Below are 24,450 nucleotides of genomic sequence, written 5' to 3'. Positions count from 1 at the left end.
GCGCCGGGGTTTTTTGTTGTCCGTGCCGGAGACCCGGACATCCCGGATGCAGGCGCAAAAAAACGGGCCGGAGAAGTCTCCAGCCCGTCGCGAAGGTTCCGGCCGATGCACAAGGGGAATGCGGGGAGGACCAGGTGGCCGGGTGTAGAGAAAACGGATGCCGGACCGGGAGGTTCCAGCAAACGCACTTTTTCTGATGCGGTGGCCTTTTGGCCACATGTGGAGGGTGTGGATTGCGGGCGTGCGCCGCCGCACCAACGGCCGGGCTGTCATCGAATACTCAGGATACGTCGGCGCGCCACAGTCTAGGAACCTGCGATTGCAGGGCGCGTTATACGAACATCCTGTCAAGCTCTCGCATGAGGTCGGGGCAATGCTGCGGTCTGGTTTCCTCCTGGGCGTGAGTGCTCCTGCCGCTCTTCTCACCGTCCTCGTCCAGCCGGTCGTGCGCGACACGGCGGATCGTTGGGTGCCCCCGGTGCCCACCGCCCAGACGGCGCAGATTCCGCTGCCGGGGATGCGGCCGGTCTCCATCGCGCTCAGCCCGACGCGGGTCGCGGGCGTTCAGAAGGCCGACGGTCGGATTGCCCCGGTCGCAGGGGAAGCTCAGGATCTGGAGATCAAGCCGATCCTGCGTCAGCCGCCCCGGCGTATGGTCCGCGAAGGCTGCGAGACGGCGCTGAGCTCCCTGGTCGGGCCCGAGGCGCGCCGCATGACCCCCGGGCGTTGCATTTCCTGATCGTTGCCCCCCGGATCCCGTAACGTAAAATGCCCCGTCACCATGGCGGGGCCTTTTGCGTTGGTGTGCCGTGTTGGCATTGCCGAAACGAAAACGGCGCCGGTCCGAAGACGCGGCGCCGCTACGCGATACGCGTGAGCCGATGCCTCACTCGGCCCGGCCTGTCCCCGTGGACTGACCGCCCTTGCGACCGGCGGACGAGGCCAATTCGCGATCCTGCGAAAAGGACCGCTTCTCTGCCGGCACGCTGCGGCCGCCCTTGCTGGCGATCTCGCGCTGCCGCTCGAGGTTCATCGAGGCAAAGCCCCGCTTCGAGGTCGAATTTCCGGATGCCATCAGTTCCTCCTCAGGCTTCGCTTCACCCCGCAACAACCTTCAGCAATAACCAAGGTTCCTATCCCGAGACCTGCTCAAGCTTCCGCCAGCTAAGCTTGGCAGCAACCCGGACTTGTGTCGGGCGTTGGTCGACGTTCGACCTTGGTCGACATCCGCGGCCGTGTCGGCATGACCGGAGCCACGGCCACTTGGTCCGGGAGGCGGTGCGACAGTGCGACCGCGGAATGAGATGGGGTATCGCGCATGACGAACCGCAACATGGTCAAGGATCCTGCCCCGGGCACGGCGACGGAGCGGCCGAACACGCCGCCGATGCCGCCGATGCCGGCCCCGGAAGATTCCGCTACGCCGACCACCCGTGAGGAGCCCACCGACTCGCCCCATCTGAATGCCAGCCTCAAGCGCGAAGCGCCCGCTCCCGGGCGCCAGGGCCTCTCGACCGAGCGCTGATCCAGGCCGAAGCCGCCCTCAAGCCTGCCGCCGGTGCGTGAGGCGGATCAGGGCGGCGATCAGGAGGGCGATCGCCAGGATGGTGACGATCCCGGCCCCCGTCAGGATCCGCTGGATGAGCGGCGTATAGAGACCCCGTGCGGCATCGTAACCGTAGCAGAGCAGGGTGAGCCGGTCGGCGAGGCTGCCGACCCGGCCTTCGCCGGCCTCGGTCAGGGCGAGGCGGAGATCCCGCCCAGTCAGGGCGAGGGGCGACAGCACCTGTGCCACCCGGCCGTCGGCTGCGAGAAGAATGGCCGCCGCCGGATGGGCGAAGCTGTCGGTGCCGGCATCATAGACGGCCTGATAGCCCAGGGCGCCGGTGAGGCGCGCGAGGGCCGTGTCCGAGGCGATCAGAGCCCGGGGGCGAGCCGATGCATCCCGGTCTCCCAGCGTATCCGCGAGCATGCGGCGCGCGGCCGCGGGATCGTCGCGCGGGTCGATCCCGACCAGGACGAGCCCGTAATCGTCCCGCGGGAGTCCTGTCGCCGCGAGGGCCTCCACCGACATCGACACCATCGGGTCGCATACATTGCCGCAGGTGTAATCGACGGGCAGCAGCAGGGCGGCCCGACCGTCGAGGGCCTTGCCCAGGGTGGTGGGCTGCCCGGTGCGCGCATCGGTGACCGCAAGGTCGAGCGGGACGCGGGCCCCCGGGGGCGGCGTGACCGCGACACGGGCGAGATCGGCCTGGACCAGCCGGGCTGCGGCCGGCCTCGACCCCAGGATGAGGCCGAGTGCCAGCAGGGCGCCGAGACCACACCGCCAAGTTGCGTCCAGTGCAGGGCTGGACAAGTGCCTGACGAACCGCATGGATATACGGGCCCGTCCGGCCCCGCCGTCCTGGGCGTGAGACCCGTCGCGGAGCCCCCGAATGACCCTCGACACCGAGGTTTCCTCCCTGAAGCAGGTGCCGCTGTTCCGCGAGGTGGAACCGTCGCGCCTGAAGCTTCTGGCCTTCACCAGCGAGCGGGTGCATTTCGAGCCGGGGCAACGCTTCTTCGCCCGCGGCGATGTGGCGGATGCAGCCTACGTGATCCTCTCGGGCACCGCGGAGGTCAGCATCGATGGCCCCGCCGGCCCGGTGCGGCTGGCGTTGCTCGGCCAGGATGCCCTGGTCGGCGAGATGGGCATCCTGGCCGAGCAGCCCCGGTCCGCCACCGTGACGGCGCAATCCGCGGTGACCGCCCTGCGCATCGACCGGGGCGTCTTCCTGGAACTGCTCGCACAGTTTCCCCAGATCAGCATCGCCCTGATGCGCGTCCTGGCCTTGCGGCTGGAGCAGACCAATCAGGCGCTGGCCGAGAGCCGCGGCTGATCACGCTGCGTAAGTGATGAATTCCAGGAGCGACCCGTCCGGATCCCGGAAATAGACGCTCTGGCCGGGACCCGCGGCGCCGTGCCGCTCCACCGGCCCGAGTTCCACCACGATGCCGGCTGCCTCGAGATGCGCGATCGCCGCCTCGATCGGACCCGACCAGCGGAAGCACAGATCGCTGTTGCCGGGCTGGACGGGTTTGGCCGCCACGGGCACCGCCTCGACGCCAGGGCCATGGCAGTTGAGCTGGACGCCGCCGAACCGGTAGGCGAAGCCTGGGCCGCGCTCGATGATCTCGGCGCCCACCACATCCCGGTAGAAGGCATTGGATCGGGCCCAGTCGCTGACGTGGATCACACAGTGGTCGAGGTGTATCGCCGGGCTGAGCGGGACCTCGGGTGCGGTCGTCGCCTCGGTCGGAAGAGTTTGGGTCTCGGGCATCCTTCACCTCCGCGCCGGCCGCAATAGAGCGTTGCCGCGATTCTGAATTAGGGCGCAACCGTGGCCGCGCGAGCCGCCCGCACGCGATCCGCTGCGGCGGAAAAGCTACATCGTCACGGGCGCTGAGGCGGTAGGCATGGCGCGACGACCGTATCCCGCACGACAGGACCTATGATCGCCACGCTTCCATCGGCCTGGAGCCGCCTGCGCCGGATCGCCCTCTCGCGGATCCTCCTCGCCGTGGTGGCGATCGCGCCGCTGGCGGCCTGTCAGACCCGTCCGGTCCAGGTCGCGCAGGACGACGAATCCGCTTGGTACATCGGCGCAAAGCCCGACAAGCCCTTCGACATTCCCCTCGTCGATACCCAGCGGCTCGACCCCAAATATCGCCGGCAGCAGGTCAGCTACAACGGCCCCGAGCAACCCGGCACCATCGTCGTCGACATCGACAAGCGCCAGCTTGTCCTTGTTCAGGCCGATGGCACGGCGATGCAGTACGGCGTCGGCGTCGGCAAGGCAGGCTTCTCCTGGAAGGGCGAGGCCCGGGTCGGACGCAAGGGCGTCTGGCCGGATTGGAGCCCGACGGCCACGATGGTCTCGCTCCATCCCGACTTGCCACGGACCCGTAAGGGCGGCGTCGACAACCCGCTCGGTGCCCGCGCGCTCTACCTGTACCAGGGCAACCGCGACATCCTGTTCAGGATCCACGGCACCAACGAGCCCTGGAGCATCGGTGAGCAGATGTCGTCGGGCTGCGTCCGGATGCTGAACGAAGACATCGCGGACCTCTACGAGCGCGTGCCGGTGGGAACCCGCGTTCTCGTCAAGCGCAACGGCCAATACCGGACCTGATCGGTCTGGCTCCCCCGACGTCGGCTGCGACGCGCAAAGGCGGCGGTCAGCCGGCCGGCCTCACAGAGGCGGCGTCGCGCGCCTCTTCGGAGGCGTGGCGCGCGAGACGGCCGAGACCCTCACGATCCAGCGCCGGGTCACGCGGGGCGCCGTCCCGTACCATGCCGTCGCTCGCCAGGACCGCGGCCGTGGTCAGCCCCGGGCTCGTACGGGCGGCCGGTCCTTCCGGCCCGATCGCGAGGCCGATCCAGGTGAGAAGGGCTGCGCTCAGGGCCAAGCCGGCGAGCAGGGTCTTGAGAAAGCTCATGCGATACAACGACGGCTCCGGGGCGCCGTTCCTTGGCGCAGCCCGCACGCAGGGTCGGAACGCTTTCGCAACCACGACGGGAGAAAGTCGGAGCCGGGGAAGCGCCGTCCCTCCGGTCGCCCGACAAATTCGCCACATTGGTCGTGCAGCGTGACGGCCCTCACACCGCTTTTCTTCGACGCCTTGCCTCCCGCGTGGACAGTTCCGTGATGATCAGACCGATGCTTGCCCTGCTCCTCCTGTGCGGCCCTGCGGCCGCGGCCGGGACGATCAGCGGTCCGGCGACCGTGATCGACGGCGACACGATCGAGGTGCAGGGGACGCGCATCCACCTATACGGCATCGACGCCCCTGAGACCGCGCAGAGCTGCGAGAGCGCCAAGGGCCTGGAATATCGCTGCGGCCGCGAGGCCGCGCAGGCCCTGCGCGCGCGGATCGACGGCGGCGTCGTCACCTGCGAGCGGCGGGAGGGAGCCGTCGCCGGGCGTGTCACCGGGATCTGCCATGTCCATGGCGAGGATCTGTCCGCCTGGATGGTCGGCCAGGGCCTGGCGCTGGCCAGCCGCCACGTGACGCCCACCTATGTCCGCCACGAGGGGCACGCCTGGGCGACCCGCCGCGGCATCTGGGCCGGCACCTTCGAGAAGCCGGCCGATTGGCGCCAGGATCGGCGCCGGGTCGAGGCCACGGCCGGGGCGAGCGCGGCCGACTAGCGGGTCCGGCGGCTCAGGCCGTCGCGTCCTGCCCCTCGGTGAATTCCCGCCACAGCAGGACCAGGGCGGCCATCACCGCCGGGCCGACGAACAGGCCGAGCAGCCCGAAGGTCTCGACGCCGCCGAGGATGCCGAGGAGCACCCACAGGAAGGGCAGTTTCGTCGTGCCGCCGATCAGAGCCGGCCGGATGAAATGGTCGGCGACGAAGGTCACGACGAAACCCGCCGCAGCCACCACCAAAGCCGCCGTCACCGAACCCGCCGCCACCAGAAGAAGCGCCGCGATGGCGATGGCCACGGCGGCTCCGAACGGAATCATCGCCGCGACCGCCGTGAAGGCGCCGAGCAGCACGGGGTGGGGCACCCCCGCGAAGTGGTACACGATCCCCAGCACGAAGCCCTCGCCGAGCCCGACCAGCACGAGCCCGTCGACGGTGCCGTGCACGGAGGCCACCATCTGGCGGGCGACGCGCTCGCCGCGCGGGCCGAACAGCCGGTGGCAGGCGGTCAGCGACTGGTCCCGCACCGTCCGCCAGTCGCGGAACAGGAAGAACAGGGCCACGAGGCTGAAGCCGAACAGCACGATCCGGTGCACCACCTCGCGGCCGACATTGCGCGACGCCCCGAGCACGGAATTGTTCTCGAACCGGCGCAGCAGGTCCGAGCCCGCCTGCGCGTGGCCGAGATTGTCGTTCCACCACGCAGTCGCCTGCGCGGCGCCGTAGGGCAGGTGCTGGAGGAACTCCGGCGCCGGGATGCCGTTCGCCTCGGCATTGCGGACGAACTCGGCCACGTCGTGGGCCTCGCGGGCGGCCTGGACGCCGAGGATCGCCAGCGGCGCCAGGAAGACCAGCGCCACCGCCGCCGTCATCAGCGTAGGCAGCAGGATGTTGTGCTTCCCCGGCGGGAAGCGGTGCTCCAGCCGCGTGTAGACTGGCCACAGGGCGATCGCCAGCACCACCGCCCAGGCCAGCGCGGGCAGGAACTCGTGCAGGATCCAGAGACCCAGGGCCGACAGGGTCAGCACGAGCAGGACGCGAGCCGCACCCTGGGAGCGCGCCCGCTCCTGTGGCGGGAGGGGTGGCGTCTCGATCCGCGCCGGCGGAGCGGCGGGCTTGGTGATCGGTGGCATCCGTCTGTTCTCCTGAGGACGCGCGGTCCTCTCGCCGTCAAGCTAGGGTCGGCGCGATCGGCGCACATGCGCGTCCGCGCACCCGGCGGCGCACGCTTGTGGACAGGCGCTGAAACGCCGGGGAAGCGCCGCGGTTGCCGCCCCTGACACCCTCGTGTAGAGGTCGCCGCCATTCGACGGGGCCGCGTACGAGGGCCCGTATACGCGTAGGGTGGCCGCACGGGGCGTTTCCGCCGGGCCGCCCGGGCGGCGAGGGGGCTCCCGCACGACCGATCCGGAATTCGAACAGCCCGCGAGAAGACATGTCCGACGAGCCCGCCCACGGCAGCGCCACCTTCGAGCGCGTGGCCGACATCATAGCCGAGACCGCCGACATCCCGCGGGACAAGATCACGCCCGAGAGCCACGCCATCGACGACCTCGGCATCGACAGCCTCGCCTTCCTCGACATCGCCTTCGCGGTGGACAAGGCCTTCGGGATCAAGCTGCCGCTCGAGCGCTGGACCCAGGAGGTCAACGAGGGCAAGGTCCCGGCCGAGGAGTACTTCGTCCTCAAGAACCTCTGCGCGCGCATCGACGGCCTCGTGGCCGAGAAGGCCGCCAAGGTCTGAACGCAGGCCGATCCGACCCATCATGCGCCTCGAATATTTCGAGATGATCGACTCCGTGCGGCTCCTCGATCGGGCCGCCGGCCGCATCGAGGCGCTCGCCCGGGTGCCGATGGCCAGCCCGGTCTTCGAAGGGCACTTCCCCGGCCATCCCCTGGTGCCGGGCGTCCTCCTCACCGAGACGATGGCGCAGGCCTCCGGCTACCTTGTGCTTGCCCATCTCGACTTCGCCCGGATGCCGTTCCTCACCGGTGTCGACAAGGCCCGCTTCCGGTCCTTCGTGGGCCCCGGGGCGGACCTCCTCGTCACGGCGCACCTGGAGCATGACGGCTCGGGCTACGCGGTCACCAAGGCGGCGATCAGCCACGACGGCAAGGCGCTGTGCGACGCGGAGCTGCGCTTCCGCACCATGCCGTTCCCGGACGGCCTCGACGCGCCGATGCGCGAGCGGGCGCGGACGATCGGCCTGTTTCCCGATTCGGCGCCGGCCGAACGCGAGCCCTGAGTCAGCCATGAGCCGCCCCGTCGTCGTCACCGGCCTCGGCCTCGTCTCCTGCGCGGGTGAAGGCGTCGACGCCCACTTGGCCGCCCTCGCCGGGGAGGCGGCTCCGCGCACGGATAGCGAGACCTTTGCGCCCTACCCGGTGCATCCGGCGCCGGCGATCGCCTGGGACGGCCAGATTCCCAAGCGCAGCGACCAGCGGCAGATGGAGGCCTGGCAGCGGCTCGGCGTCTACGCCGCCGGCCTCGCCCTCGACGCCGCGGGCGTGAAGGATGAGGCCGCCTTCAAGCAGGCGCTCCATCTCGTCGTGGCGGCGGGCGGCGGCGAGCGCGATTATGTGGCGGACGGGGCGATCCTCACGGGCCTGCGGGACGCCGCCGATCCGGGCGCCTACCTGAACGAGCGGCTGCAGAACGACCTCCGGCCGACGCTGTTCCTCGCTCAGCTCTCGAACCTGCTCGCCGGCAACATCGCCATCGTGCACGGGGTGACGGGCGCCTCGCGCACCTTCATGGGCGAGGAATCCGCCGGGGTCGACGCCCTGCGGATCGCCCAGGCGCGGGTGGCTTCGGGCCAGATCGATGCGATCCTGGTCGGCGGCTCCTACAGCGCCGAGCGGCCGGACGTTCTGGTCATCCACGAGATGGGCGGCTACCTCGCCCGCGACGCCTACCGCTCGGTCTTCGCGCGCGGCGAGGCGGGCGGCTTCATCCTCGGTAGCTGCGCAGCGTTCTTGATGTTGGAATCGGCTGCGCATGCGGCCGCCCGCGGTGCCCGTGCCCTGGCCCGGCTTGAGACGGTGGCGAGCGACCGGACCCGGCGCAGGCCCGGCAGCGTCGCCGACAGCCTCGAGGCCCTCTGGCGACAGGCCGGCCTCTCGGGCCCCGATCACGTCCTGTCCGGTGCCACCGGAGTCGCGCCGATCACCGCGGAAGAGCACGATGCGCTGGCCCGTCTCGCGCCCGGCGCGCGGCTGCGCGCCCTCGGGGACGTGATCGGGCACGGGCTCGAAGTGGCGGCACCCTTCGGAACGGCGCTCGGGGCCGCCCTCGTCGCCGGCGGCAGCGCCCGCGAGGTCGCGGTGACCGCCGTCGGCCATCGGCGCGGCGAGGGTGTTCTGCGTCTCGTTCCGGCCTGAGCAAGCCCGTCCGGTGCCTGCGTGCCGACGGCGCTAGTTCGTGCGGCCGGAACCACAGACTTCATGCGCCCACGCCGCATTGAACTCCCTTATCTCGTTGTTCTCGCGGCCGTTCTGGCGTTGCTCAACCGAATTTTCCGCTGAGAATTTCCCGCATCGGCGGGCCTGTTGCCGGGTGAAATATTTCCCTGCGCTTGCCAAAAAACCGCCGGCGGTTTATTTAAGCCGTATCGGCACGTGTCCGGATATCTTGGACCGTTACGCCTTCGCAGGGCGGTTCTGACTTTCCTATCGCTATCGGTCGATGCCGGCGCCTTCTCGCATGAGCGGGTGCCATTCCTCACTATGCCTGCGAAGATCAAGGACTTCCATGAGCACCGGAACCGTCAAGTGGTTCAACGAGACCAAGGGCTACGGCTTCATCCAGCCGGATGATGGCGGCAAGGACGTGTTCGTTCACATCTCGGCCGTCGAGCGCGCCGGCCTGCGCAGCCTGAACGAAGGCCAGAAGGTTTCCTACGAGCTGGAGACCGACCGTCGCAGCGGCAAGCAGTCCGCCGGTCAGCTCCAGACGGCCTGATCGCCGTCCTAGGCGTTTCTGTCGAAGCCGCTCCCTTGGAGCGGCTTCTTCGTATCTGCATTCTCTTTCCTTGCCTTTCTCTCGTGGGCGACGGCCTTCGCCGCGCCCGATCCAGGAGTGTCTGTGAGCTTTTTGAAGAATCAGGGTGTCGTCGATCGTCTGGAGACCGCCGCGAAGGCGCGGTCCGAGATGCTGGCCCGGTTCCGGGCGCGCCCGTCTGCCGATGATCCCACGGTCCTGGCCCGCCAATCCGCCCGCCGCGCCGTGGTCGATGCCCGCGAGGCCCGTGCGGCCGAACGCGCCGCCCAGCGTCAGGCCGAGCTCGAGCGCGCCGCTGCCCTGGCCGAGGCCGAGCGTCTCGCGGAAATCGAGCGCAAGCACGCCGAGCAGCTGGCCGCGCAGGAGCGCGCCAAGGCTCTCCAGGCCGAACAGAAGGCCCAGCGCGACGCTCGCTATCTCGCCCGCAAGGCGAAAGCGCAGAAGAAGCGCTGAGGCGCGGCAGCGGCAACACCCTCCAGGAGCCCGGCATGTCCCACAAGTTCAAGATCGGCCAGCGTGTCTGCCGGCCCCGGCTCGGGACCCCCGGCGAAGCGGGCGAGGTCGAGGTGTTCGAGGTCCTGCGGCTCATGCCGCAGGATCAGACCGGCGAGCCGAGCTACCGGATCCGCACGAAGGCCGGCGAGCGGGCGATCCGCGAAGGCGACCTCGTCGCGGCTGCGCAGCCCTGATCCGGGCGCACCTCAGAGCGTCCGGAACATCACCAGCGCATCGACCGGCCCGAGGTCCGGGTGTCGAAAGGCGCCCGGCAGCCGTCCCACCACGGCGAAGCCGAAGCTTTCCCATAGCCGGACGGCCCGGACGTTGGTGCTGACCACGAAGTTGAACTGCATCGCCGTGAAACCGCGCGTCCGCGCCCGATCGAGGGCATGCGCGCACAGCGCGCGGGCGATTCCGCGGCCGATCGCGGCCTCCCCCGTCATGAATCCGCAATTGGCGACGTGGGCGCCTCCGCCCGCCTGATTGGCGCGCAGGTAATACGTGCCGACCACCGTCCCCGCTTCCTCCGCCACGAAGGTCTCGCGGTCCGGTCCGGTCCAGTAGGCGAGGGCTTCGGCCTCGCCGAGGTCGCGGTCGAGGGCATAGGTCTCTCCCGCCCGGATGGTCGGCACGATGATGCGGGTGATCGCCGCGTGATCGGTCGCCCGCGCAGGTCTGATGTCCAGGCTCACCCGAATTGCTCTCGCAGGATGCGCTCGTCGAGGCTGTGGCCGGGATCGTGGAGCAGCACGAGTTCGGTGGCGCGGTCGAGGGATGTCTCCACGGTGCAGACGCGGCGGAACTCGGTGTGGTCAGCGACCGCCGCCACCGGGCGGTGGGGCGCGTCGAGCACGTCGATCCGGATGCGGGCGTAATCCGGCAGGAGCGCGCCGCGCCAGCGCCGGGGGCGGAAGGCCGAGATCGGCGTCAGTGCCAGCAGCTTGGCGTCCAGAGGCAGGATCGGGCCGCCGACCGACAGGTTGTAGGCGGTCGAGCCCGCCGCAGTGGCGACGAGTACGCCGTCGGCGATCAGCAGGTCGAGCCGGACGTTGCCGTCGACGGCGATCTTCAGCTTGGCGGTCTGGTGGGTCTGGCGCAGCAGATAGACCTCGTTGATCGCCCGCGCCCGGTGTGAGCGGCCTTCGGTGTCGAGGACGTCCATCACCAGTGGGTGGATGACGCTGCGATGCGCCGTCTCCAGATGCTCCAGAAGGTCGTCGTCGCGAAACTCGTTCATCAGGAAGCCGACCGTGCCGCGGTTCATCCCGTAGATCGGCTTCGGGTTGTCCATGAAGCGGTGGAGCACCTGCAGCATCAGGCCGTCACCGCCGAGCGCCACCACGACGTCCGCCTCCTCGGGCGGGACGTGATCGTAGCGACGCATCAGGGCGGCGGCGGCCTCGCGGGCATGGCCGGTCGGACTCGCCACGAAGGCGATCTTCTGGAAGAGCGCCATGGCTCAGGCGCAGCCGCGCAGGCGCGTCAAAATCGCCTCAGGGTTCACGTCACGGCTCCAGTCTGATGAGCGAACCGCCCGGTTGACGTCCTGGCTTGGCATGGGCCTCACTCTGACGGCACATGCGCAATCGGAGGCATAGCATGGAGCGTCCGCTCCTCGTCTACACCACCTTTCCCGACCTCGCCTCTGCGCTGAATATCGGCGAGGCCCTGGTCCGCGAGCGTCTCATCGCCTGCATCAACGTGATGCCGGGCATGCAATCCGTCTACAGCTGGAAGGGCGCCGTCGAGCGCGGCGCGGAGGTCGCGGCCCTTCTCAAGAGCCGTGAGGGTCTCGCCGACGCACTGACGGCCGCCCTGAAGGCGCGACATCCCTACGACACGCCGATCATCCTGCATCTGCCGGTCGCCGGCGCGGACGCCGACACCGCCGCCTGGATCCTGGCGGAAACGCAGCCGGACGGCTCGGCTGGAGCGGAGCCCCAGTCGGCCTGATCCAATAGGCCGAGCCGCGGCACGACAAACCGCTGTGCGATCACCGCACCCGGGCGAACACCGCTTTGGCACCGATCCGGACGAACGCGCCGGCCCACCGGCGCCAGGACGACCGGGCGGTCCGGCGCCGCGTTGCGGCGATGGACCATGCCGGCACCGAGCAGGCTGTCGCCGGCGAAGGTGACAAGAGCCGCCGGCGCTCCCGCGAACAGGACGGCTGCCGTTGCGGTGAAAGCCGGGGGCGCGCTGTCGTGCGCTGCGATCCACGAGGCGGCGTATCCCGCGATGGGGAGCCCGGCATCCGAAGCCGTCGGATCCGTCAGTGCCTCCGACCGGATCCTGCATCTGGCGGTCTGTGGGCGATGAGCGATCCTCGCCCCGATCTGCGGCCGCGGATCGGAGCCGGACCCGTCAGGTTGCCGGCCTCGCTGTCGGGCGTCTGTGGACAAGCCCCCTGCGCCGTCGGACGCCGCATGGAGCGCGTGCATCCGGGTATTTCCTTTGCCTTGCTTCTCGGCGTCGTGAACAGATCTAAGTTTGCATGCAAAGGTTCGAGATTAAAGATCGATGTTTCAGATAAAGAAAAGCATCTGAAGGTCGTTGCGCGGGAAAAAGATTGAGAAAATCTGGCGGCCGATTTTAATGGGCTGCGGCGCGCGTCGCGCCCGAGACAAAGCCGAGGGGAAACCATGGGATGGTTCAGGATGGCAGACCGCGCCGCTGCGGCTCTGCTGATGTCGGTCATGGGCGCCCTCTGAATGTTCAGGCGGCCGGCGATCCGAAGAAGGAACCGTTGATGACCATCGAGGCGGCGCCGTCCGGTCCGGCCGGTCTCGCCTCAGCCGATCCGCCCGCCTTGCGGTACGGGGTTCTCTATGCCGACGACAAGGGTCACAGCCATGTCCAATACTGTGACCTGAAGAATTTCAGCTTCAAGAGCTACGCGCCTCCGGCAGCGCCGCAATACGTCGGATTTCCGCCGGGGGAGGTGGCGTCGATCAAGTATGCGGTCCTGCCCGTCGGCTATGTCGGCACGTGGCACACGGCGCCGGGGCCGCAATGGGTGATCACCCTGTCGGGCCGCTGGTCGGTGGAGGCCACCGACGGGAGCGTGCTCGAGCAGGGACCCGGCGAGGTGGAGTTCAACGCCGACATGGGATCGACGCCGCAGGGGGCGGAGGGCCATGTCGGGCACCTGACCCGGCAGGTCGGCGATGTGCCGAACGTTCAGCTCATCGTCTCGCTGAAGCCGTCTTCCGGAAAGGCCCGCAACACCAACCCGTGCCAGCCCTGAACGCGTGATCTGGGCCGGCGGTGGCCTTCCGTCGGCCTGCGCGGGTCAGCCGCCGCTCACGGGATAGCTGCGCCCCTTCCAAGTGGCCGCGCCGGCTCGCTCGCGGCGCAGGAGCACGTTCCACTGGATCGCCAAGGCCACCGCGACCGCCGCCGGGTGGAGCGGGATCGTCGCCCAGGGTGCCCGGACCGCCACCGTGACGGCCGTCCGGGTCGCCAGCGACAGGGCCAAGGCCAGGGCGGCCAGGGCTAGGGCGGAGGCGGGCACCAGCCCGAGCAGGCCGGCCAGAATGAGGAGCGGCGGCAGGACCTGGCCGCAGCCGAGCAGGAGCGTCCAGACCGGAAGGGCGCGGGGCGTGGCCATGCCCTCGTGAGCGTTCTTGGAGAAGCCGGCCCAGGCTTGGGTGAAGCCATCGTACATCCGGCACGTCGCCAGCGCGGCGGCGGCCACGAGATCCGTCCGGTAGCCCGCGGCACGGAAGAGGCGGGCCAGGCGGACGCCGTCATGGAGGGACCTGCGGATCGCAGCGTGTCCGCCGACGGCCGTGTAGGCCGCACGATCGACCAAGATCAGCTGACCGCAGGCCGCGCCGAGCGACGGGTCCGGCAGCCGACGCATCAGCGGCACCGGCAGGAAGCCGAGGAGCAGGAAGTCGATCATCGGGACGGTCAGCATCTCGCCGAGCGTGTCCGTGCGCTGCCGGGGTACGCCGCTGACGAGCGCCGCGCCGGTGCGACGGGCCTGGGCCGCCACGGCAGCCGCGGCCTCGGCCTCGAGGCGCACGTCGGCGTCCAGGAACAGCAGGTGGTCGCCGCGGGCGAGGCCGGCCATATGGCTGCAGGCGTGGTTCTTGCCCGTCCAGCCTTCGGGAAGGGCCGGCACCGAGACGAGGCGCAGACGCGGATCGCCGACGGCGCGCACGATCTCCGCGGTCGCGTCCGTGGAATGATCGTCACCGACGATCACCTCCACCGGAACCGATGTGCTGGCGAGCGCCGCCCGCACGGTGGCGTCGATGTTGCCGGCCTCGTTGCGTGCCGGGATCAGGATCGAGACCAGGCCCGTCCCGGTCTCCGGCATGGGCCGGCGCAGAGCCGCGAGATTCACCGCCGCCAGCACGGCCGGCAGGAGGGCGGTGACCAGGCAGAGCAGGGCCAGGGCCGTGAGGATCGAATCGGTCATCGTCCGCGCCGCGCTGGTGTCGGGTCTCGACCTGGGATCGTACGGGGCCGGGCGCGAGCGGAAGGGGTCATCCGGCGCGATCCTGGCCGCCCGCGGCGCGATGCGCCGGATCGAAGCGTCGCCCGGAGAGCCGGGCCGCCACGCGTCGCCACAGATCGTAGAGGCCGCCGACGCCCTTTCGGCCGGAGACCAGGGTGCGGAAGCGTCCGGGTTCCCGGCTGATCACATCGGCGCTCAGACGGTCGAGGGTCGCGGTCAGGTCGGATTCCAGGCGCGCGAGCCGCTGGTCTCGCGGAAGCGCGGCGAGTTCGGATCCGCCGATCCCGGGACCGAAGGCCACGAAGGCGCCGGCGCCGCGCTCGTCCCAGAAGGTGTATTCCACGGCGAGGGGAACGAACAGGGCGTCGGGGGCGATCTCGGCGAGCCGTGCCACGCCGGGCCTCAGTGCCAGCGGCCGTGCGCGGGCATCCGCGAAACGGCCCTGTGCGGTGATCCAGAGCATGCCGTCGGAGGACGCCAGGATCGACCGGGCGGCCGTGAGGAACTGCGCCGCCCCGCGCGGGCTCTCCAGGTCGACCCCGAAGGCGCCGATCCGCTCGAAGATCCGGTAGCGCGCCAGCATCGCGGCGTCGAACGGGGCGCGGCTCCATCGCTCCGGATAGAGGCGGCCGGCCAGCACGACGATCAGCGCGGCGTCCCACCACGCCGGGTGGTTGCAATAGACCACGATCGCGCCCGGATGGCTCGTCGCCGGCGGTGTGCTCCAGAGGGGCAGCCGCACGGCGTCGAGGTGGCGGTGCATATAGCGCTCGAACCACGCCACCATGAATGCGCGGATTCCGGGCGAGATCGGGGGCAAGGGGGCGCCGCGCGTACCTCTCTCGCCCCCCGGGACGGAGGCGGGAGGTGGCGGCGTCGCCGTCACGCCGAGGCGCGCAGGGCGCCGCGGGCGTCCTGGTCGTGCGCGTCGGCGGCGATCCAGCCCGACATCATCACCATCGGCATGCCGGGCCCCGGATGGGCGGCGCCCCCCGCGAGGTAGAGGCCGCGCACCTGCCGCGAACGGTTTCCAGGCTTGAATGCGCCCATCACTCGCCCGTGGGAGGCGAGACCGTAGATCGCGCCGTTCAGCACCTTGTAACGCTCGTGGATGTCCTGCGGCGTCAGGTGGCGCTCGACGACGATGCGCTCCTCCAAGTCCGGCATGCCGCCGGTGCGCTTGAGCTTGTCGAGGATCGTCCGGCGGTAATTCTGGAACAGCGGTCCGTCCGGACGCCAGTCGTGGTGCGGGCGCAGATACGGCGTATGCACGAGGACGTAGAGCGCCTCGCCACCCTCCGGCGCCACGCTCGGATCGGTGGAGGAGGGCGCCGCCAGATAGGCGGTCGGGTCCGGGGCCGGCTCGCCCTTGTTGTAGATGTAGTTGAACTCCTCTTCCGGATCCCGGGAGAAGACGAAGTCGTGGTGGTTCAGGTGCTCGTAGCGCTTGTTCAGGCCGAGATAGAGCACCACGCCCGAGCAGGCCGGCTCGGGGTTCTTCTTGGCGTAGACCTTGGCCGCTTCGCCGCCGACGAGTTCGCGGTAGGTGCGGACCGAATCCATGTTGGAGATCACCGCGTCGAAGGGCGTGACGCCGTGGGCGGTCCGCACGCCCCGGACGGCGCCGTTCGCGGTCTCGATTCCGGTCACCTCGGTGTCGGTCTTGCAGGTGGCGCCGAGTTCCTGGGCGAGCTTCGCCAGCCCCTCCGCCACGGCGCGGGTGCCGCCCATCGGGTACCAGACGCCGTCGGCGGTCTGCATGTGCGCGATGGCGCAGAGCACCGCCGGCGCGCCATAGGGCGAGGAGCCGACATATTGCACGAAGTGGTCGAGCATCTGCGCGAGCCGGGCGTCCTTGACCTTGCCGCGGATCGTCGAGGCGACGGAGGCGTGCATGCGCAGGGAGAGCACGTCGCGCAGCGTGCCCGGGTTCATGTTGGCGCGGATGTTGATCGTGTCGAACAGGTCTTCGACCGGCTTCCAGAAGAAGAACTTTTCCGAAACGCCGTGCAGGTGTTCCGAGATCGAGAGGAACTTCTTGTAGCCCTCGCCGGTGCCGGGCGCGAAGCGCTCCATGTCGCCGGCCATCCGCTCGACGTCCTGCATCAGGTCGATCTGGGTGCCGTCATCGAAGAAGCACCGCCATTGCGGATCGAGGCGGCGCATATCCATGTAGTCGTGGACCGAGCGGCCGGCTTCCGCAAAGATCCGTTCCAGCACCCGCGGCACGGTCAGGATGGTCGGGCCCATGTCGAAGCGGAAGCCGCCCTCGTGGAGCACCGCCGCCTTTCCGCCGAGCCAGCCGTTCTTGTCGAAGACCGTCACGCGGTGTCCCCGTGCGGAAGCGACACACGCGGCCGCCAGACCGCCGAGTCCGCTGCCGATAACGGCCACCGTTGAATCCTGGCTCATCCTGATGGGTCGCTCCCCGGGCCTTCCACGAACGTGACCCGCGACAGCGAAGCTAGCCCCGGGGTCGTGCGGGTCAACGCGCCACCCGGTCGCGGCCGCATTCGGTCAATCCTCACCTGTGGACAGCCGGGTCAGAAAGTTGCCGATCTCGCGGCGGCGGCGATCCGCCTCCAGCACTTCCGGCCCCAATCCGTGGCGCCATGCGAGCCGGCGCACGGCTGCGGGCTCGCCTGTCTGAAGGCCTGCGATCTCGTCGGCATAGGCCGCCACCGTCTCCGGATCCTCCGCGAGGCCCGCCGCGACGATGGCCGTGTCGCACAGGCGGAGCATCGCGGCGACTTCGTCCAGGTCGAGTTCGGGATGATACTGCGTCCCCCAGAACCATCCGTCCCCCTGGCGGATCTCGATCGCCTGGATGCCGAGGATCCGGTTCCCGGCAAGCACGCGGGCGCCCGGCGGCGGTTGGAGCACCGCATCCGCGTGGATCGCGGGGGCGTCCCACGTGGCGGGCCGGCCGGCGAGGAGCGGATGGGTCCGGCCCTCCTCGGTCGGGGTAATGGAGCGGGCGAAGCCGTATTCCGGCCCGCGCGGGTTCTCGGCGGCCCGCCCGCCCGCCACCGTGGCGGCGACCTGCACGCCCCAGCACGATCCGAAGATCGCCAGCCCCGCGTCCAGGGCGGCCCGCATCAGCACGAGCTGCCGCCTCACCTCGGGCGTGCCCTCGGAAACTCTGAGCGTCGAGCCGGTGAAGATCACGCCGTCGACATCCGCGAGGGTCGCCGGGAGGGTGGCGTCGGCATCGGCGGGGCTGACGAGATGGCAGCTGATCTCCGGTCGAAGATCCCGGACCACGGCCGCGTAGGACTCGGCCGAGGTTCGGCCGGTGGCCGCGACGTGCCGGTCCCGGGCCGCGCGGTCGTTGCCGTCGGCGATGAGCAGGCGGAGCATGGGAGTTCCGTTGAGCGGGGCCGTGCGGCGGGGAAGCTGCATGTGCGCTCGCGGAGCCGCGGGGAAACGGCGCGGATCGTCGCGGGCCGAGCATGCCGCAGCCCGGAGCGGCTCCCGGAGCCCGTCGCAGGCGACCGGGTCGAAGCGCCCCGGCCGGACGCACAGGGCAACGACCACGGTGTAACGGATGCCGAGCGCACGGGTCTTGGCGCGGGTCTCGGCACGGGCCAAGGGTCGGGCCAAGGGACGGAGCTCCCGCCCATCCCTCGGGCTGTCGAATATTATTTATTCGTTGGCGCATCCAAATGAATGATGCGCAGAATCCCGCATACGATTTATCTTCGATCAGATCATTACTGAAATCGGGCTATGCTGGAGGGCGAAATGCCGGATTTCACAGGGATCGAACTCTGTGTCCGAGAGGGGTGGGGTCTCCTCGTCCGTGACACGGAGGCCGTCCGTCGCGCGGCGCAGGCGGGCGCCTGCGCGGGGTCTCGCAGGACGGTCGTGCCGAGGCGTGCCGCGATCGACGACCGTCATCCGATGATCGAGCTGAACGGCAATTGCCTCGCCTTCGCGACGCTGCCCGATGCCGTGGGCCGGCCGGTTTCCGGAAGGCGGACCGGCTGTGCTCTCAGGGGGCACGGCCATGTCGGCGAAGTCCGCGCCTCGGCAACGCGCACCGGGCGGGATTATCCGATGACCTCGGAGGGCTCCCGGCAAGATCCTGACGGGACGAGCGTGGACCCTCCGCTATCCGTTCGGCCGGACTCCCGCAGCCATCCCCTCTCCGGGCAGGCGGGGCTGGAGACGGTGCTGCGGCCGCACCTGCAGTTCGGCGCGCCTGCCGCCTTGGGCGTATCGCCGTGGCGCAGCGCGCCGTGATCGTCTCGGGATCGCCTGGGACGTCTCAGATTCAATCGGTGAGGCGACCACATGTGGAGAGCCCTGCTGATATGGCCGGTGTTGCTCGTGATTGGCCTGACGCTTCCCGCATTCCGGACGCGCTCGACTCCGCCCGTCCATCAGGCGGCCGAGATCGAGGCCCTGGTGAACCGGGCGGCCGAGGCGTTGGAAGACCGCGGCGCCGGGGCGTTCGGAGAGTTTAGACGGAAAGGTAGCGTCTGGCGCTACGGGGACGTCTATCTGTTCGTCATCGACATGAAGGGGATCGTGCTGTTCAATGCGGCGCATCCGAACCGCGAGGGGCATGATCTTCTCGACGAGCGCGACGCCGACCGGAAGCAGTTCCACAGGGACTTCATCGAGGTTGTGGACCGCTTCGGTTCCGGCTGGGTCGATTACATGTTCCCGAAGCCCGGTCAGTCCGTCCCGACCGTGAAATGGAGCTACGTCTGCGCGACGCACGTCGCCGGTTCGGACGCGGTCATCGGTGCGGGCGTCTACGTCGAGTAACGCGGGTCCGATCCGCGCGCCCGATGGCTGCCCTACACGGTCCGCCGCGCCGCCAGGGTGAGGGCGAGGCCGAGCCCGCAGAGCGTCAGCGCGCCCAGCACCGCGAGCGACGGCGCTGCGGCGGAGAACCCTTCGCCGAGCGCGCTCTGATACGCCTCGATCGCCCAGGCATTGGGGGTGAGCCAGCCGGCCTGCTGCAGCCAGGGCGGCATCAGGAAGCGCGGAACCATGGAGCCCCCCACCGCCGAGAGCAGCAGCACTCCGAAGGTCGAGGCGAGGTGTGCCTGCTGGCGCGAGCCAGCCAGCGCGCAGGCAGCGAGCGCGAGGCCGGCGGCCATCGCCGAGACCAGCAGGCAGGTGGCCAGGAAGGCCGGCCAGTGCGGCCCGATCTCGACTCCGTAGAGCAGCGCGGCGGCCAGGAAGATCAGCCCGGCTTGGACGAGACCCTGCAGCGTCAGGAAGGCGAACTTGCCGAGCACGACCACCGGCAGGCCGCCCGGACCGGCCATCAGCCGTTCGGCGAGGCCCGTCTCGCGCTCCTCGACCAGGGACATCGCCCCCTGCATCGCGGCGAAGAGCAGGAACACCGCTGTGATCGCACCGGCATAGTAGCTCACCCGCGCATTGGCGCTGCCAGCGGCGGTGCTGCGCCGCTCCACCAGGGCGGCGAAGCTGAACGGCTCCTTCTTGGCCCGCTGCTCCGCGAAGGCCTCGTCGAGGAAGCGGCGCTCGTCGGGGCCGATCTTGCCCGTGCGCTCGACGTCGGCGACGATCCGCGACAGGACCACGTCGGGCAGCGCCTCGTTCAGGACCCGCTGGAGCTGGCCCAGGGCAATCGGCGTCGCCAACGCCTTGGCGGGGTTCTCCACCAGCACCACCGGTTGATCGACAGACCCGGATGCGGCTTCCGCAGGCGCGGCGATCAGGTCGCCGCGCAGGACCAGCGCCACGTCGACCTCGCCCGCACGAACCGCCTGCGCCACGGCGGCAATGTCGGTGGCGGGCAGGCGCGTCACGCGCAGCGAGGGATCGGCCGCAAGGGCGTCGGCGAGGCGCTCGGTGGCGGCGGTGTGGGCCAGATCGGCCAGTCCGAGATGAATGCGGATCCGGTCGCCGATCGCCCCGGAGAAGATGGCCGCGAAGATCGAGAAGATCACCGTCGGCAGCACGAAGGCCATCACCAGCGCGGCCCGGTCGCGCAGGAGGGTCAGGAGCATCACGCGGAAGGCGGCGGCGATCATCCGGCTGCACCGACCCGGAGCGGCGTGGCCGCGGGATCCGTCAGCTCCCGCGGCCGGAGGGCGTCGAGGTAGAGCGTCTCCAGCCGTGGCGCCCGAACCCGGATCTCGGCCACGGGAACGCCCTGGGCGCGCAGCGCGCCGAGCAGGGCCGCGCCGTCGAGGCCGGAGCGCTCGACAGACCGCCAGACGAGGCCTCCCGCCTCGGCGGGCGCGAACCCGGCCCGGCGTAGCACACCCTCGGCCGGTCCCGTCGCCGGGACGGCGAGGCTCAGCTCCCGCTCGGGCGCGCCCGTGCGCAATTGCGCGAGCAGATCGGCGAGCCGGCCGGCGCGCACGACCCGACCCTGGGCCAGGAACGCAACCCGGGAGGCGAGGCGCTCCGCTTCGGCAAAATCGTGCGTGGCGATTAGGATCGCGGTGCCGGCGGCCTTCAGGCGGTCGAGCACCGCGTGGATCGCGGCCCGGGCGGCGAGGTCGACGCCGCTGGTCGGCTCGTCGAGGAGGACCAGCCGGGGCCGGTTCATCAGGCTCGCCGCGATGTTGACCCGGCGCCGGTATCCCCCCGACAGGACGCCCACCGGGCGTCGGGCCACGTCGGCGATGTCGGCCATGGTCAGGGCGGCCTCCACGGCGGCCTTCCGGTCGCGTCGGGCAACCCCCGCGAGCTGCCCGAAGACGCCGAGATTCTCCGAGACGGTCAGCCGGGGATAGAGGGCGATCTCCTGCGGCACCCAGCCGATGGCGCGGCGTGCGCGTCCCGCGCGATAGGGGTCCGCCTCGGCCACGCGCACCGAACCCGCGCTCGGACACAACCGCCCCGCGACGAGGCGCATCAGCGAGGACTTGCCGGCCCCGTTCGGCCCGAGTAGCGCGAGGGTCTCGCCGGCCCCGAGCTCAAGATCGACCCGGTCCAGGACCCGTCGCCCGCGGAGGTCGAGGCCGACGTCCACGAGGCTGACGAGGGGGCCCTCCATCGTCTCACCGTCTCGGAAGGGCACGGCCAAGGCGCACCCGCAGGGCGGCGCCCGGTTCCCGCAGGGCGAAGGCCGCCTCGGCGAAATCGGGCCGCGCCCGGCGCCCGACGGCGCCCGAGAAGCCGTAGGGCTCCAGCGGCAGGCCGAGGCCGGTCCGGTCGAGGCGTCCGTTGCCGTTGGCGTCCTGATAGGCCGCAACCGCGTAGGTCCCCGGCGGAACGTCCCGGAAGGTGAACAGCGCCCGGTCGGCCGTCGCCGGCGAGTCGTCGCCCCGCAGGCACGACGTCTCCGAAAGACCGCCCTGACAGAGCGCCACGCGCACCTGACCGCCGCCCGGCTCGATCCCGTCGACCTCGACCTGAACGGCGGCGGCCGAGACGGGCAGGGCTGCGGCGCAGAGCCAAGCCGACAGGGCGATCGTCACGCGGCCTGTCGGCCCGCGGCCGTGTCTCCTCCGATCCGTCGCCGCGCTCACGAGGCCTCGCCGGAGGTCGCCAAGGGCGCCGTATCGGGAATGCCCGCCGTGGCGGCGGCGCGGGCGCCGGCCAGTTCCTCGATCAGCAACCGCGCCGAGATGCGGGCACCCTCGTAGATTACCGGCAGGCCGGAGCCCGGATGCGTGCCGCCGCCGACGATGTACAGCCCCGGTCCGAAGCGGTTGTGCGGACGGAAATACAGCATCTGCATCAGGTCGTGGGCGAGGTTGAAGGTGGCGCCCTCATGGACGGCGAAATCCTCCTCCCACTGGGTCGGATCGATGATCCGCTCGTAGCGGATGCGGGATTCGAGATCGTCGATCCCGAGGAGCTTCAGACGCTCCAGGATCAGCGCGCGGTAGGTCTCCCGCAGCGTCGACCAGTCGATCCCCGCCTTGAGGTTCGGCACCGGAACCAGAACGTAGAGGGCCGTATGCCCGGGGGGCGCCATGCCGCCGTCCGTGTAGCCCGCGTGCTGCACGTACAGGGAGGGCTGCATCGGCAGCGTGCCCTCGGTGATCTCGCGGATGTTCTTCTCGTAGCCGTCGGCCAGGAGGATCGTGTGATGCCCGAGGCTGTCGGGCATTTTCCCCTCGAGGCCGAGATACAGCATGAAGGTCGAGCAGGAGAGCCGGGCCTTCTGGATCTTGGCGTCGCGCCAGCGCGGCCGGTGCCGCTCCGGGACGAGGGCGCGGACGACCTTGGCGAAGTCGCCGTTGATCATCACCGCGTCGGCGTTGAAGGTTTCGCCGTCCGCCACCAGGCCGCAGGCGCGCTTGCCGTCGAACAGTACCCGCTCGACCGTGCTGTTCAGCCGGAGATCGACGCCCATGCGGCCGGCCAAGCCCGCCATGGCCTCCGAGACGGCCCCGCAACCGCCCACGGGGTGGTAGACCCCGTGCTCGTATTCGAGGAACGACAGGATGGTGAACAGGCTCGGGCACCGGAATGGCGACATCCCGAGGTATTTGGTCTGGAACGAGAAGGCGAGGCGCACCCGCGGGTCGGCGAAGTGGCGCTTGAGGTCGCGGTCGACGCTCCGGCCCGGATGCAGGTAGGGCAGGGCAGCCAGCATCGCCGGGCTCGCCATGCTGCGCAACGTGTGGAAGGCCTGTTCGAGGACCGGCTTGAAATAGTTCAGCTTGGTGCGGTTCTCGGCGAAGAAGGCTTTGACGTTCTTGGCGTCGTCCGGCGCGAGGCGGGCGATCTCCTGCTCCAGGCGCCCGACATCGCCCGTGGCGCTGATCGTCCCCGAAATGCCGTCCTGCCCCTCGAAAACGAGGTGGTACTGCGGGTCGAGCCGCTCGAGCTTGACGTGGTCTTCCAGCCGCTCCCCGCAGCTCGCGAAAATGTCCGCCAGAATCTGCGGATAGAGGAAGAACGTCGGTCCGATATCGAAGCGGTATCCGCCGGGCGCCTCAACGGTTTTCGTCCGGCCGCCGACTTGGGAATCCTTCTCGAAGATGGTGACATGGATCCCGGCCCGCGCCAGGAGCAGGGCAGAGGCAAGCCCACCTGGCCCGGCCCCGACCACGGCCACCCGGCGCCCGGTCAGCGCTCGCAACCCATCCCCAGACTGAAGCAACGTCCCCGACTCCTCACAGAATCCCGACACCCATGTGGCCAAGCTAGCTTGGCATCATCGCGCGGCAATTGCAGCCGTTTGTCGCGCGCAGAACGCTGTATACAATCATACCAGGGACACCCATTCGCAAGATTTGCGCAAGGCCGCCGTTGTCCCGGCCACCGAGGCGCCCGAGGGCGGGCCGGCCCGCAGGCCGCGGACCTGCGCGGGCCGAGACGCGGCCATCATCCGGGAGCCGCCGGTCGGCGGACATCCTGCGCCTCAGCACCGGCCCAGGCGTCGACACCATCCATGCCGGGGCCGGCCTCCGCCCGAAGGTCCCGCTGCCGACCGCCCCCTGCATCGGGCGCCCGGCCAGGGCGGCGATGCCGAGATCGGATTCCGGGCCCCGACCCGCCGGCGCCGCGCGCTCACGTCGGACCGAGGCGCCCCTGGCCGCGGGCGATGGTGAACAGGGCGATGCCCGCCGCCGTGGCGACGTTGAGCGAATCGAATCCGGCGGCCATGGGGATGCGGAGCGGCCGCGCCTGGGCCAGAGTCGCCGCGTCGAGGCCCGGCCCCTCGGTGCCGAGGATCAGGAGCGCCCGCGCCGGCACGGTGAGGGCATCCAGGGACTCGGTCGCCCCCGGGCTGAAGGCCAACGGCTGGAGGTCGAGGGCGTCGGCCAGCCGCAGCCAGTCCTGCCCCGCCGGGAGCCGCCCGAAGGGCTGGATCAGCGCGGCCCCGGCCGAAACCCGGATGCTCTTGCGATAGAGCGGATCGCAGCTCTCCCCGTCGAGGATCACCGCGTCGGCCCCGAAGGCGGCCGCGTTGCGGAAGGCGGCGCCGACATTGTCGTGATTGGTCAGGCCGGCAAGGCCGACCACCAGCGCGGGTGCGGGCGGCGGCGGCACGAGGGCGGTCGCCGCGGGTTCCGCGCCGCGCAGGCCGATGGCCAGGACCCCCCGGTGGATCGGGAAGCCGGTGACCGCGCTCATCACCGCCTTGCTGGCGCAATAGACCGGAGGCGGCTCCGGGCAGGCGGCGACGTCGGCGACGAGGCTTGGCCAGCGCTCCGGGGCGATCAGGATCGATTCCGCGCGGAACCGGCTGCGGCGGCCGAGGAGCAGCCGCAGCGTCACCTCGCCCTCGACGATGAAGCGCCTGGCGCGGCCGACGAGGTCGCGCTCGCGCATCCGGGTATAGGGCTCCAGGCGGGGATCGTCCGGGTCGCCGAGGTCTTCCGGGGCCGGGGTCAC

At 70.2% G+C, this 24,450-nt stretch carries 32 protein-coding genes; 16 read left to right on the top strand and 16 right to left on the bottom strand.

The annotated features are described in order from the left end of the window. Nucleotides 1–241 precede the first annotated feature (241 nt). Nucleotides 242–739: a hypothetical protein gene (locus ABIC70_RS01590; RefSeq protein WP_354438689.1), complete on the top strand. Its 498-nt coding sequence runs from the start codon at nucleotides 242–244 to the stop codon at nucleotides 737–739. 147 nt (nucleotides 740–886) lie between these two features. Here ABIC70_RS01590 and ABIC70_RS01585 read toward each other — a convergent pair whose 3' ends face one another. Then, nucleotides 887–1,075 carry a con-10 family general stress protein gene (locus ABIC70_RS01585; protein WP_043349455.1) on the bottom strand — a complete coding sequence of 63 codons (189 nt, stop codon included), beginning with the start codon at nucleotides 1,073–1,075 and terminating at the stop codon, nucleotides 887–889. 243 nt (nucleotides 1,076–1,318) lie between these two features. Here ABIC70_RS01585 and ABIC70_RS01580 point away from each other — a divergent pair, with 243 nt between their 5' ends. Beyond that, nucleotides 1,319–1,525, top strand: coding sequence for a hypothetical protein (locus ABIC70_RS01580; protein ID WP_053609227.1), 207 nt, complete (start codon nucleotides 1,319–1,321; stop codon nucleotides 1,523–1,525). A gap of 18 nt (nucleotides 1,526–1,543) precedes the next feature. Here the strand turns inward: ABIC70_RS01580 and ABIC70_RS01575 are convergent, their stop codons facing one another. Further along, a complete protein-coding gene (locus tag ABIC70_RS01575; protein WP_354438686.1) occupies nucleotides 1,544–2,359 on the bottom strand; it encodes a thioredoxin domain-containing protein in 816 nt (271 codons plus the stop codon). Nucleotides 2,360–2,438: 79 nt separating this feature from the next. Here ABIC70_RS01575 and ABIC70_RS01570 point away from each other — a divergent pair, with 79 nt between their 5' ends. Beyond that, complete coding sequence (locus ABIC70_RS01570; RefSeq protein ID WP_043349450.1) at nucleotides 2,439–2,882, top strand: cyclic nucleotide-binding domain-containing protein; 444 nt, start codon at nucleotides 2,439–2,441, stop codon at nucleotides 2,880–2,882. On the opposite strand, the gene ABIC70_RS01565 is transcribed toward ABIC70_RS01570, so the two are convergent. Then, the gene (locus ABIC70_RS01565) at nucleotides 2,883–3,323 is read right to left on the bottom strand and encodes a VOC family protein (protein ID WP_043386008.1); all 441 of its coding nucleotides are present in this window, start codon (nucleotides 3,321–3,323) and stop codon (nucleotides 2,883–2,885) included. Nucleotides 3,324–3,494: 171 nt separating this feature from the next. Between ABIC70_RS01565 and ABIC70_RS01560 the strand changes: the two genes are divergently transcribed. Continuing rightward, nucleotides 3,495–4,175, top strand: coding sequence for a L,D-transpeptidase (locus ABIC70_RS01560; RefSeq protein WP_043349444.1), 681 nt, complete (start codon nucleotides 3,495–3,497; stop codon nucleotides 4,173–4,175). Nucleotides 4,176–4,221: 46 nt separating this feature from the next. On the opposite strand, the gene ABIC70_RS01555 is transcribed toward ABIC70_RS01560, so the two are convergent. After that, nucleotides 4,222–4,482, bottom strand: a complete 261-nt coding sequence (locus tag ABIC70_RS01555) for a hypothetical protein (RefSeq protein WP_043386011.1) — start codon at nucleotides 4,480–4,482, stop codon at nucleotides 4,222–4,224. A 209-nt stretch (nucleotides 4,483–4,691) separates the two neighbouring features. On the opposite strand from ABIC70_RS01555, the gene ABIC70_RS01550 reads away from it, so the two are divergent. Continuing rightward, on the top strand, nucleotides 4,692–5,195 hold the full coding sequence (locus tag ABIC70_RS01550) for a thermonuclease family protein (RefSeq protein ID WP_043386014.1): 504 nt from the start codon (nucleotides 4,692–4,694) through the stop codon (nucleotides 5,193–5,195). Nucleotides 5,196–5,208: 13 nt separating this feature from the next. Here the strand turns inward: ABIC70_RS01550 and ABIC70_RS01545 are convergent, their stop codons facing one another. Beyond that, nucleotides 5,209–6,327 carry an AI-2E family transporter gene (locus ABIC70_RS01545; RefSeq protein ID WP_043350201.1) on the bottom strand — a complete coding sequence of 373 codons (1,119 nt, stop codon included), beginning with the start codon at nucleotides 6,325–6,327 and terminating at the stop codon, nucleotides 5,209–5,211. 302 nt (nucleotides 6,328–6,629) lie between these two features. Between ABIC70_RS01545 and ABIC70_RS01540 the strand changes: the two genes are divergently transcribed. The 6 genes from ABIC70_RS01540 to ABIC70_RS01515 all read left to right on the top strand — a co-directional run bounded on the left by ABIC70_RS01540 (nucleotide 6,630) and on the right by ABIC70_RS01515 (nucleotide 9,883). Next, entirely contained in the window at nucleotides 6,630–6,938 is a 309-nt protein-coding gene (locus ABIC70_RS01540; protein ID WP_010683687.1) for an acyl carrier protein, read from the top strand. 22 nt (nucleotides 6,939–6,960) lie between these two features. Continuing rightward, entirely contained in the window at nucleotides 6,961–7,440 is a 480-nt protein-coding gene (locus ABIC70_RS01535; RefSeq protein WP_043350198.1) for a 3-hydroxyacyl-ACP dehydratase FabZ family protein, read from the top strand. A 7-nt stretch (nucleotides 7,441–7,447) separates the two neighbouring features. Next, complete coding sequence (locus ABIC70_RS01530) at nucleotides 7,448–8,575, top strand: beta-ketoacyl-ACP synthase (protein ID WP_354438684.1); 1,128 nt, start codon at nucleotides 7,448–7,450, stop codon at nucleotides 8,573–8,575. Between the two features lie 370 nt (nucleotides 8,576–8,945). After that, complete coding sequence (locus ABIC70_RS01525) at nucleotides 8,946–9,155, top strand: cold-shock protein (RefSeq protein ID WP_010683690.1); 210 nt, start codon at nucleotides 8,946–8,948, stop codon at nucleotides 9,153–9,155. Nucleotides 9,156–9,278: 123 nt separating this feature from the next. After that, nucleotides 9,279–9,647 carry a DUF6481 family protein gene (locus tag ABIC70_RS01520; RefSeq protein WP_043350195.1) on the top strand — a complete coding sequence of 123 codons (369 nt, stop codon included), beginning with the start codon at nucleotides 9,279–9,281 and terminating at the stop codon, nucleotides 9,645–9,647. A 35-nt stretch (nucleotides 9,648–9,682) separates the two neighbouring features. Then, nucleotides 9,683–9,883, top strand: coding sequence for a hypothetical protein (locus tag ABIC70_RS01515; RefSeq protein ID WP_043350192.1), 201 nt, complete (start codon nucleotides 9,683–9,685; stop codon nucleotides 9,881–9,883). 12 nt (nucleotides 9,884–9,895) lie between these two features. Here the strand turns inward: ABIC70_RS01515 and ABIC70_RS01510 are convergent, their stop codons facing one another. Beyond that, nucleotides 9,896–10,378, bottom strand: coding sequence for a GNAT family N-acetyltransferase (locus ABIC70_RS01510; RefSeq protein WP_043761689.1), 483 nt, complete (start codon nucleotides 10,376–10,378; stop codon nucleotides 9,896–9,898). 2 nt (nucleotides 10,379–10,380) lie between these two features. Beyond that, nucleotides 10,381–11,148: an NAD kinase gene (locus ABIC70_RS01505; protein WP_043350190.1), complete on the bottom strand. Its 768-nt coding sequence runs from the start codon at nucleotides 11,146–11,148 to the stop codon at nucleotides 10,381–10,383. Between the two features lie 143 nt (nucleotides 11,149–11,291). Here ABIC70_RS01505 and cutA point away from each other — a divergent pair, with 143 nt between their 5' ends. From cutA to ABIC70_RS01490, 3 genes are all read left to right on the top strand, one after another. Next, entirely contained in the window at nucleotides 11,292–11,645 is a 354-nt protein-coding gene (gene cutA / locus ABIC70_RS01500) for a divalent-cation tolerance protein CutA (protein WP_043350188.1), read from the top strand. Between the two features lie 473 nt (nucleotides 11,646–12,118). Continuing rightward, nucleotides 12,119–12,265: a hypothetical protein gene (locus ABIC70_RS01495; RefSeq protein ID WP_354438682.1), complete on the top strand. Its 147-nt coding sequence runs from the start codon at nucleotides 12,119–12,121 to the stop codon at nucleotides 12,263–12,265. A gap of 176 nt (nucleotides 12,266–12,441) precedes the next feature. Further along, entirely contained in the window at nucleotides 12,442–12,939 is a 498-nt protein-coding gene (locus ABIC70_RS01490) for a cupin domain-containing protein (RefSeq protein ID WP_354438681.1), read from the top strand. Nucleotides 12,940–12,984: 45 nt separating this feature from the next. On the opposite strand, the gene ABIC70_RS01485 is transcribed toward ABIC70_RS01490, so the two are convergent. From ABIC70_RS01485 to ABIC70_RS01470, 4 genes are all read right to left on the bottom strand, one after another. Further along, a complete protein-coding gene (locus tag ABIC70_RS01485; protein ID WP_075381264.1) occupies nucleotides 12,985–14,121 on the bottom strand; it encodes a glycosyltransferase family 2 protein in 1,137 nt (378 codons plus the stop codon). A gap of 67 nt (nucleotides 14,122–14,188) precedes the next feature. After that, nucleotides 14,189–14,947, bottom strand: a complete 759-nt coding sequence (locus ABIC70_RS01480; RefSeq protein ID WP_075381265.1) for a lysophospholipid acyltransferase family protein — start codon at nucleotides 14,945–14,947, stop codon at nucleotides 14,189–14,191. 95 nt (nucleotides 14,948–15,042) lie between these two features. Beyond that, nucleotides 15,043–16,572, bottom strand: coding sequence for a phytoene desaturase family protein (locus tag ABIC70_RS01475; protein ID WP_354438679.1), 1,530 nt, complete (start codon nucleotides 16,570–16,572; stop codon nucleotides 15,043–15,045). Between the two features lie 105 nt (nucleotides 16,573–16,677). Continuing rightward, nucleotides 16,678–17,520 carry a type 1 glutamine amidotransferase gene (locus tag ABIC70_RS01470; RefSeq protein WP_345822465.1) on the bottom strand — a complete coding sequence of 281 codons (843 nt, stop codon included), beginning with the start codon at nucleotides 17,518–17,520 and terminating at the stop codon, nucleotides 16,678–16,680. Nucleotides 17,521–18,063: 543 nt separating this feature from the next. Between ABIC70_RS01470 and ABIC70_RS01465 the strand changes: the two genes are divergently transcribed. Both ABIC70_RS01465 and ABIC70_RS01460 read left to right on the top strand, forming a co-directional pair. Further along, nucleotides 18,064–18,405: a hypothetical protein gene (locus tag ABIC70_RS01465; protein WP_354438677.1), complete on the top strand. Its 342-nt coding sequence runs from the start codon at nucleotides 18,064–18,066 to the stop codon at nucleotides 18,403–18,405. 78 nt (nucleotides 18,406–18,483) lie between these two features. Beyond that, entirely contained in the window at nucleotides 18,484–18,936 is a 453-nt protein-coding gene (locus tag ABIC70_RS01460; protein ID WP_236952780.1) for a cache domain-containing protein, read from the top strand. A gap of 32 nt (nucleotides 18,937–18,968) precedes the next feature. Here the strand turns inward: ABIC70_RS01460 and ABIC70_RS01455 are convergent, their stop codons facing one another. From ABIC70_RS01455 to ABIC70_RS01435, 5 genes are all read right to left on the bottom strand, one after another. Beyond that, nucleotides 18,969–20,177, bottom strand: a complete 1,209-nt coding sequence (locus ABIC70_RS01455) for an ABC transporter permease (protein WP_043386036.1) — start codon at nucleotides 20,175–20,177, stop codon at nucleotides 18,969–18,971. Next, on the bottom strand, nucleotides 20,174–21,151 hold the full coding sequence (locus ABIC70_RS01450) for an ABC transporter ATP-binding protein (protein ID WP_043350168.1): 978 nt from the start codon (nucleotides 21,149–21,151) through the stop codon (nucleotides 20,174–20,176). The genes ABIC70_RS01455 and ABIC70_RS01450 overlap by 4 nt, the downstream gene beginning before the upstream one ends. Before the next feature lie 4 nt (nucleotides 21,152–21,155). Continuing rightward, on the bottom strand, nucleotides 21,156–21,575 hold the full coding sequence (locus ABIC70_RS01445) for a DUF2141 domain-containing protein (RefSeq protein WP_043350167.1): 420 nt from the start codon (nucleotides 21,573–21,575) through the stop codon (nucleotides 21,156–21,158). A gap of 47 nt (nucleotides 21,576–21,622) precedes the next feature. Further along, entirely contained in the window at nucleotides 21,623–23,212 is a 1,590-nt protein-coding gene (gene crtI, locus ABIC70_RS01440; protein WP_043350165.1) for a phytoene desaturase family protein, read from the bottom strand. Nucleotides 23,213–23,622: 410 nt separating this feature from the next. Then, nucleotides 23,623–24,450, bottom strand: a complete 828-nt coding sequence (locus ABIC70_RS01435; RefSeq protein ID WP_354438675.1) for a TrmH family RNA methyltransferase — start codon at nucleotides 24,448–24,450, stop codon at nucleotides 23,623–23,625.

The sequence above is a fragment of the Methylobacterium sp. 1973 genome (genome assembly GCF_040545035.1).
Lineage (GTDB): Bacteria > Pseudomonadota > Alphaproteobacteria > Rhizobiales > Beijerinckiaceae > Methylobacterium > Methylobacterium fujisawaense.
The sequence above is the reverse complement of the archived record's forward strand: the minus strand, read 5'-3'. Positions and strand labels throughout refer to the sequence as shown.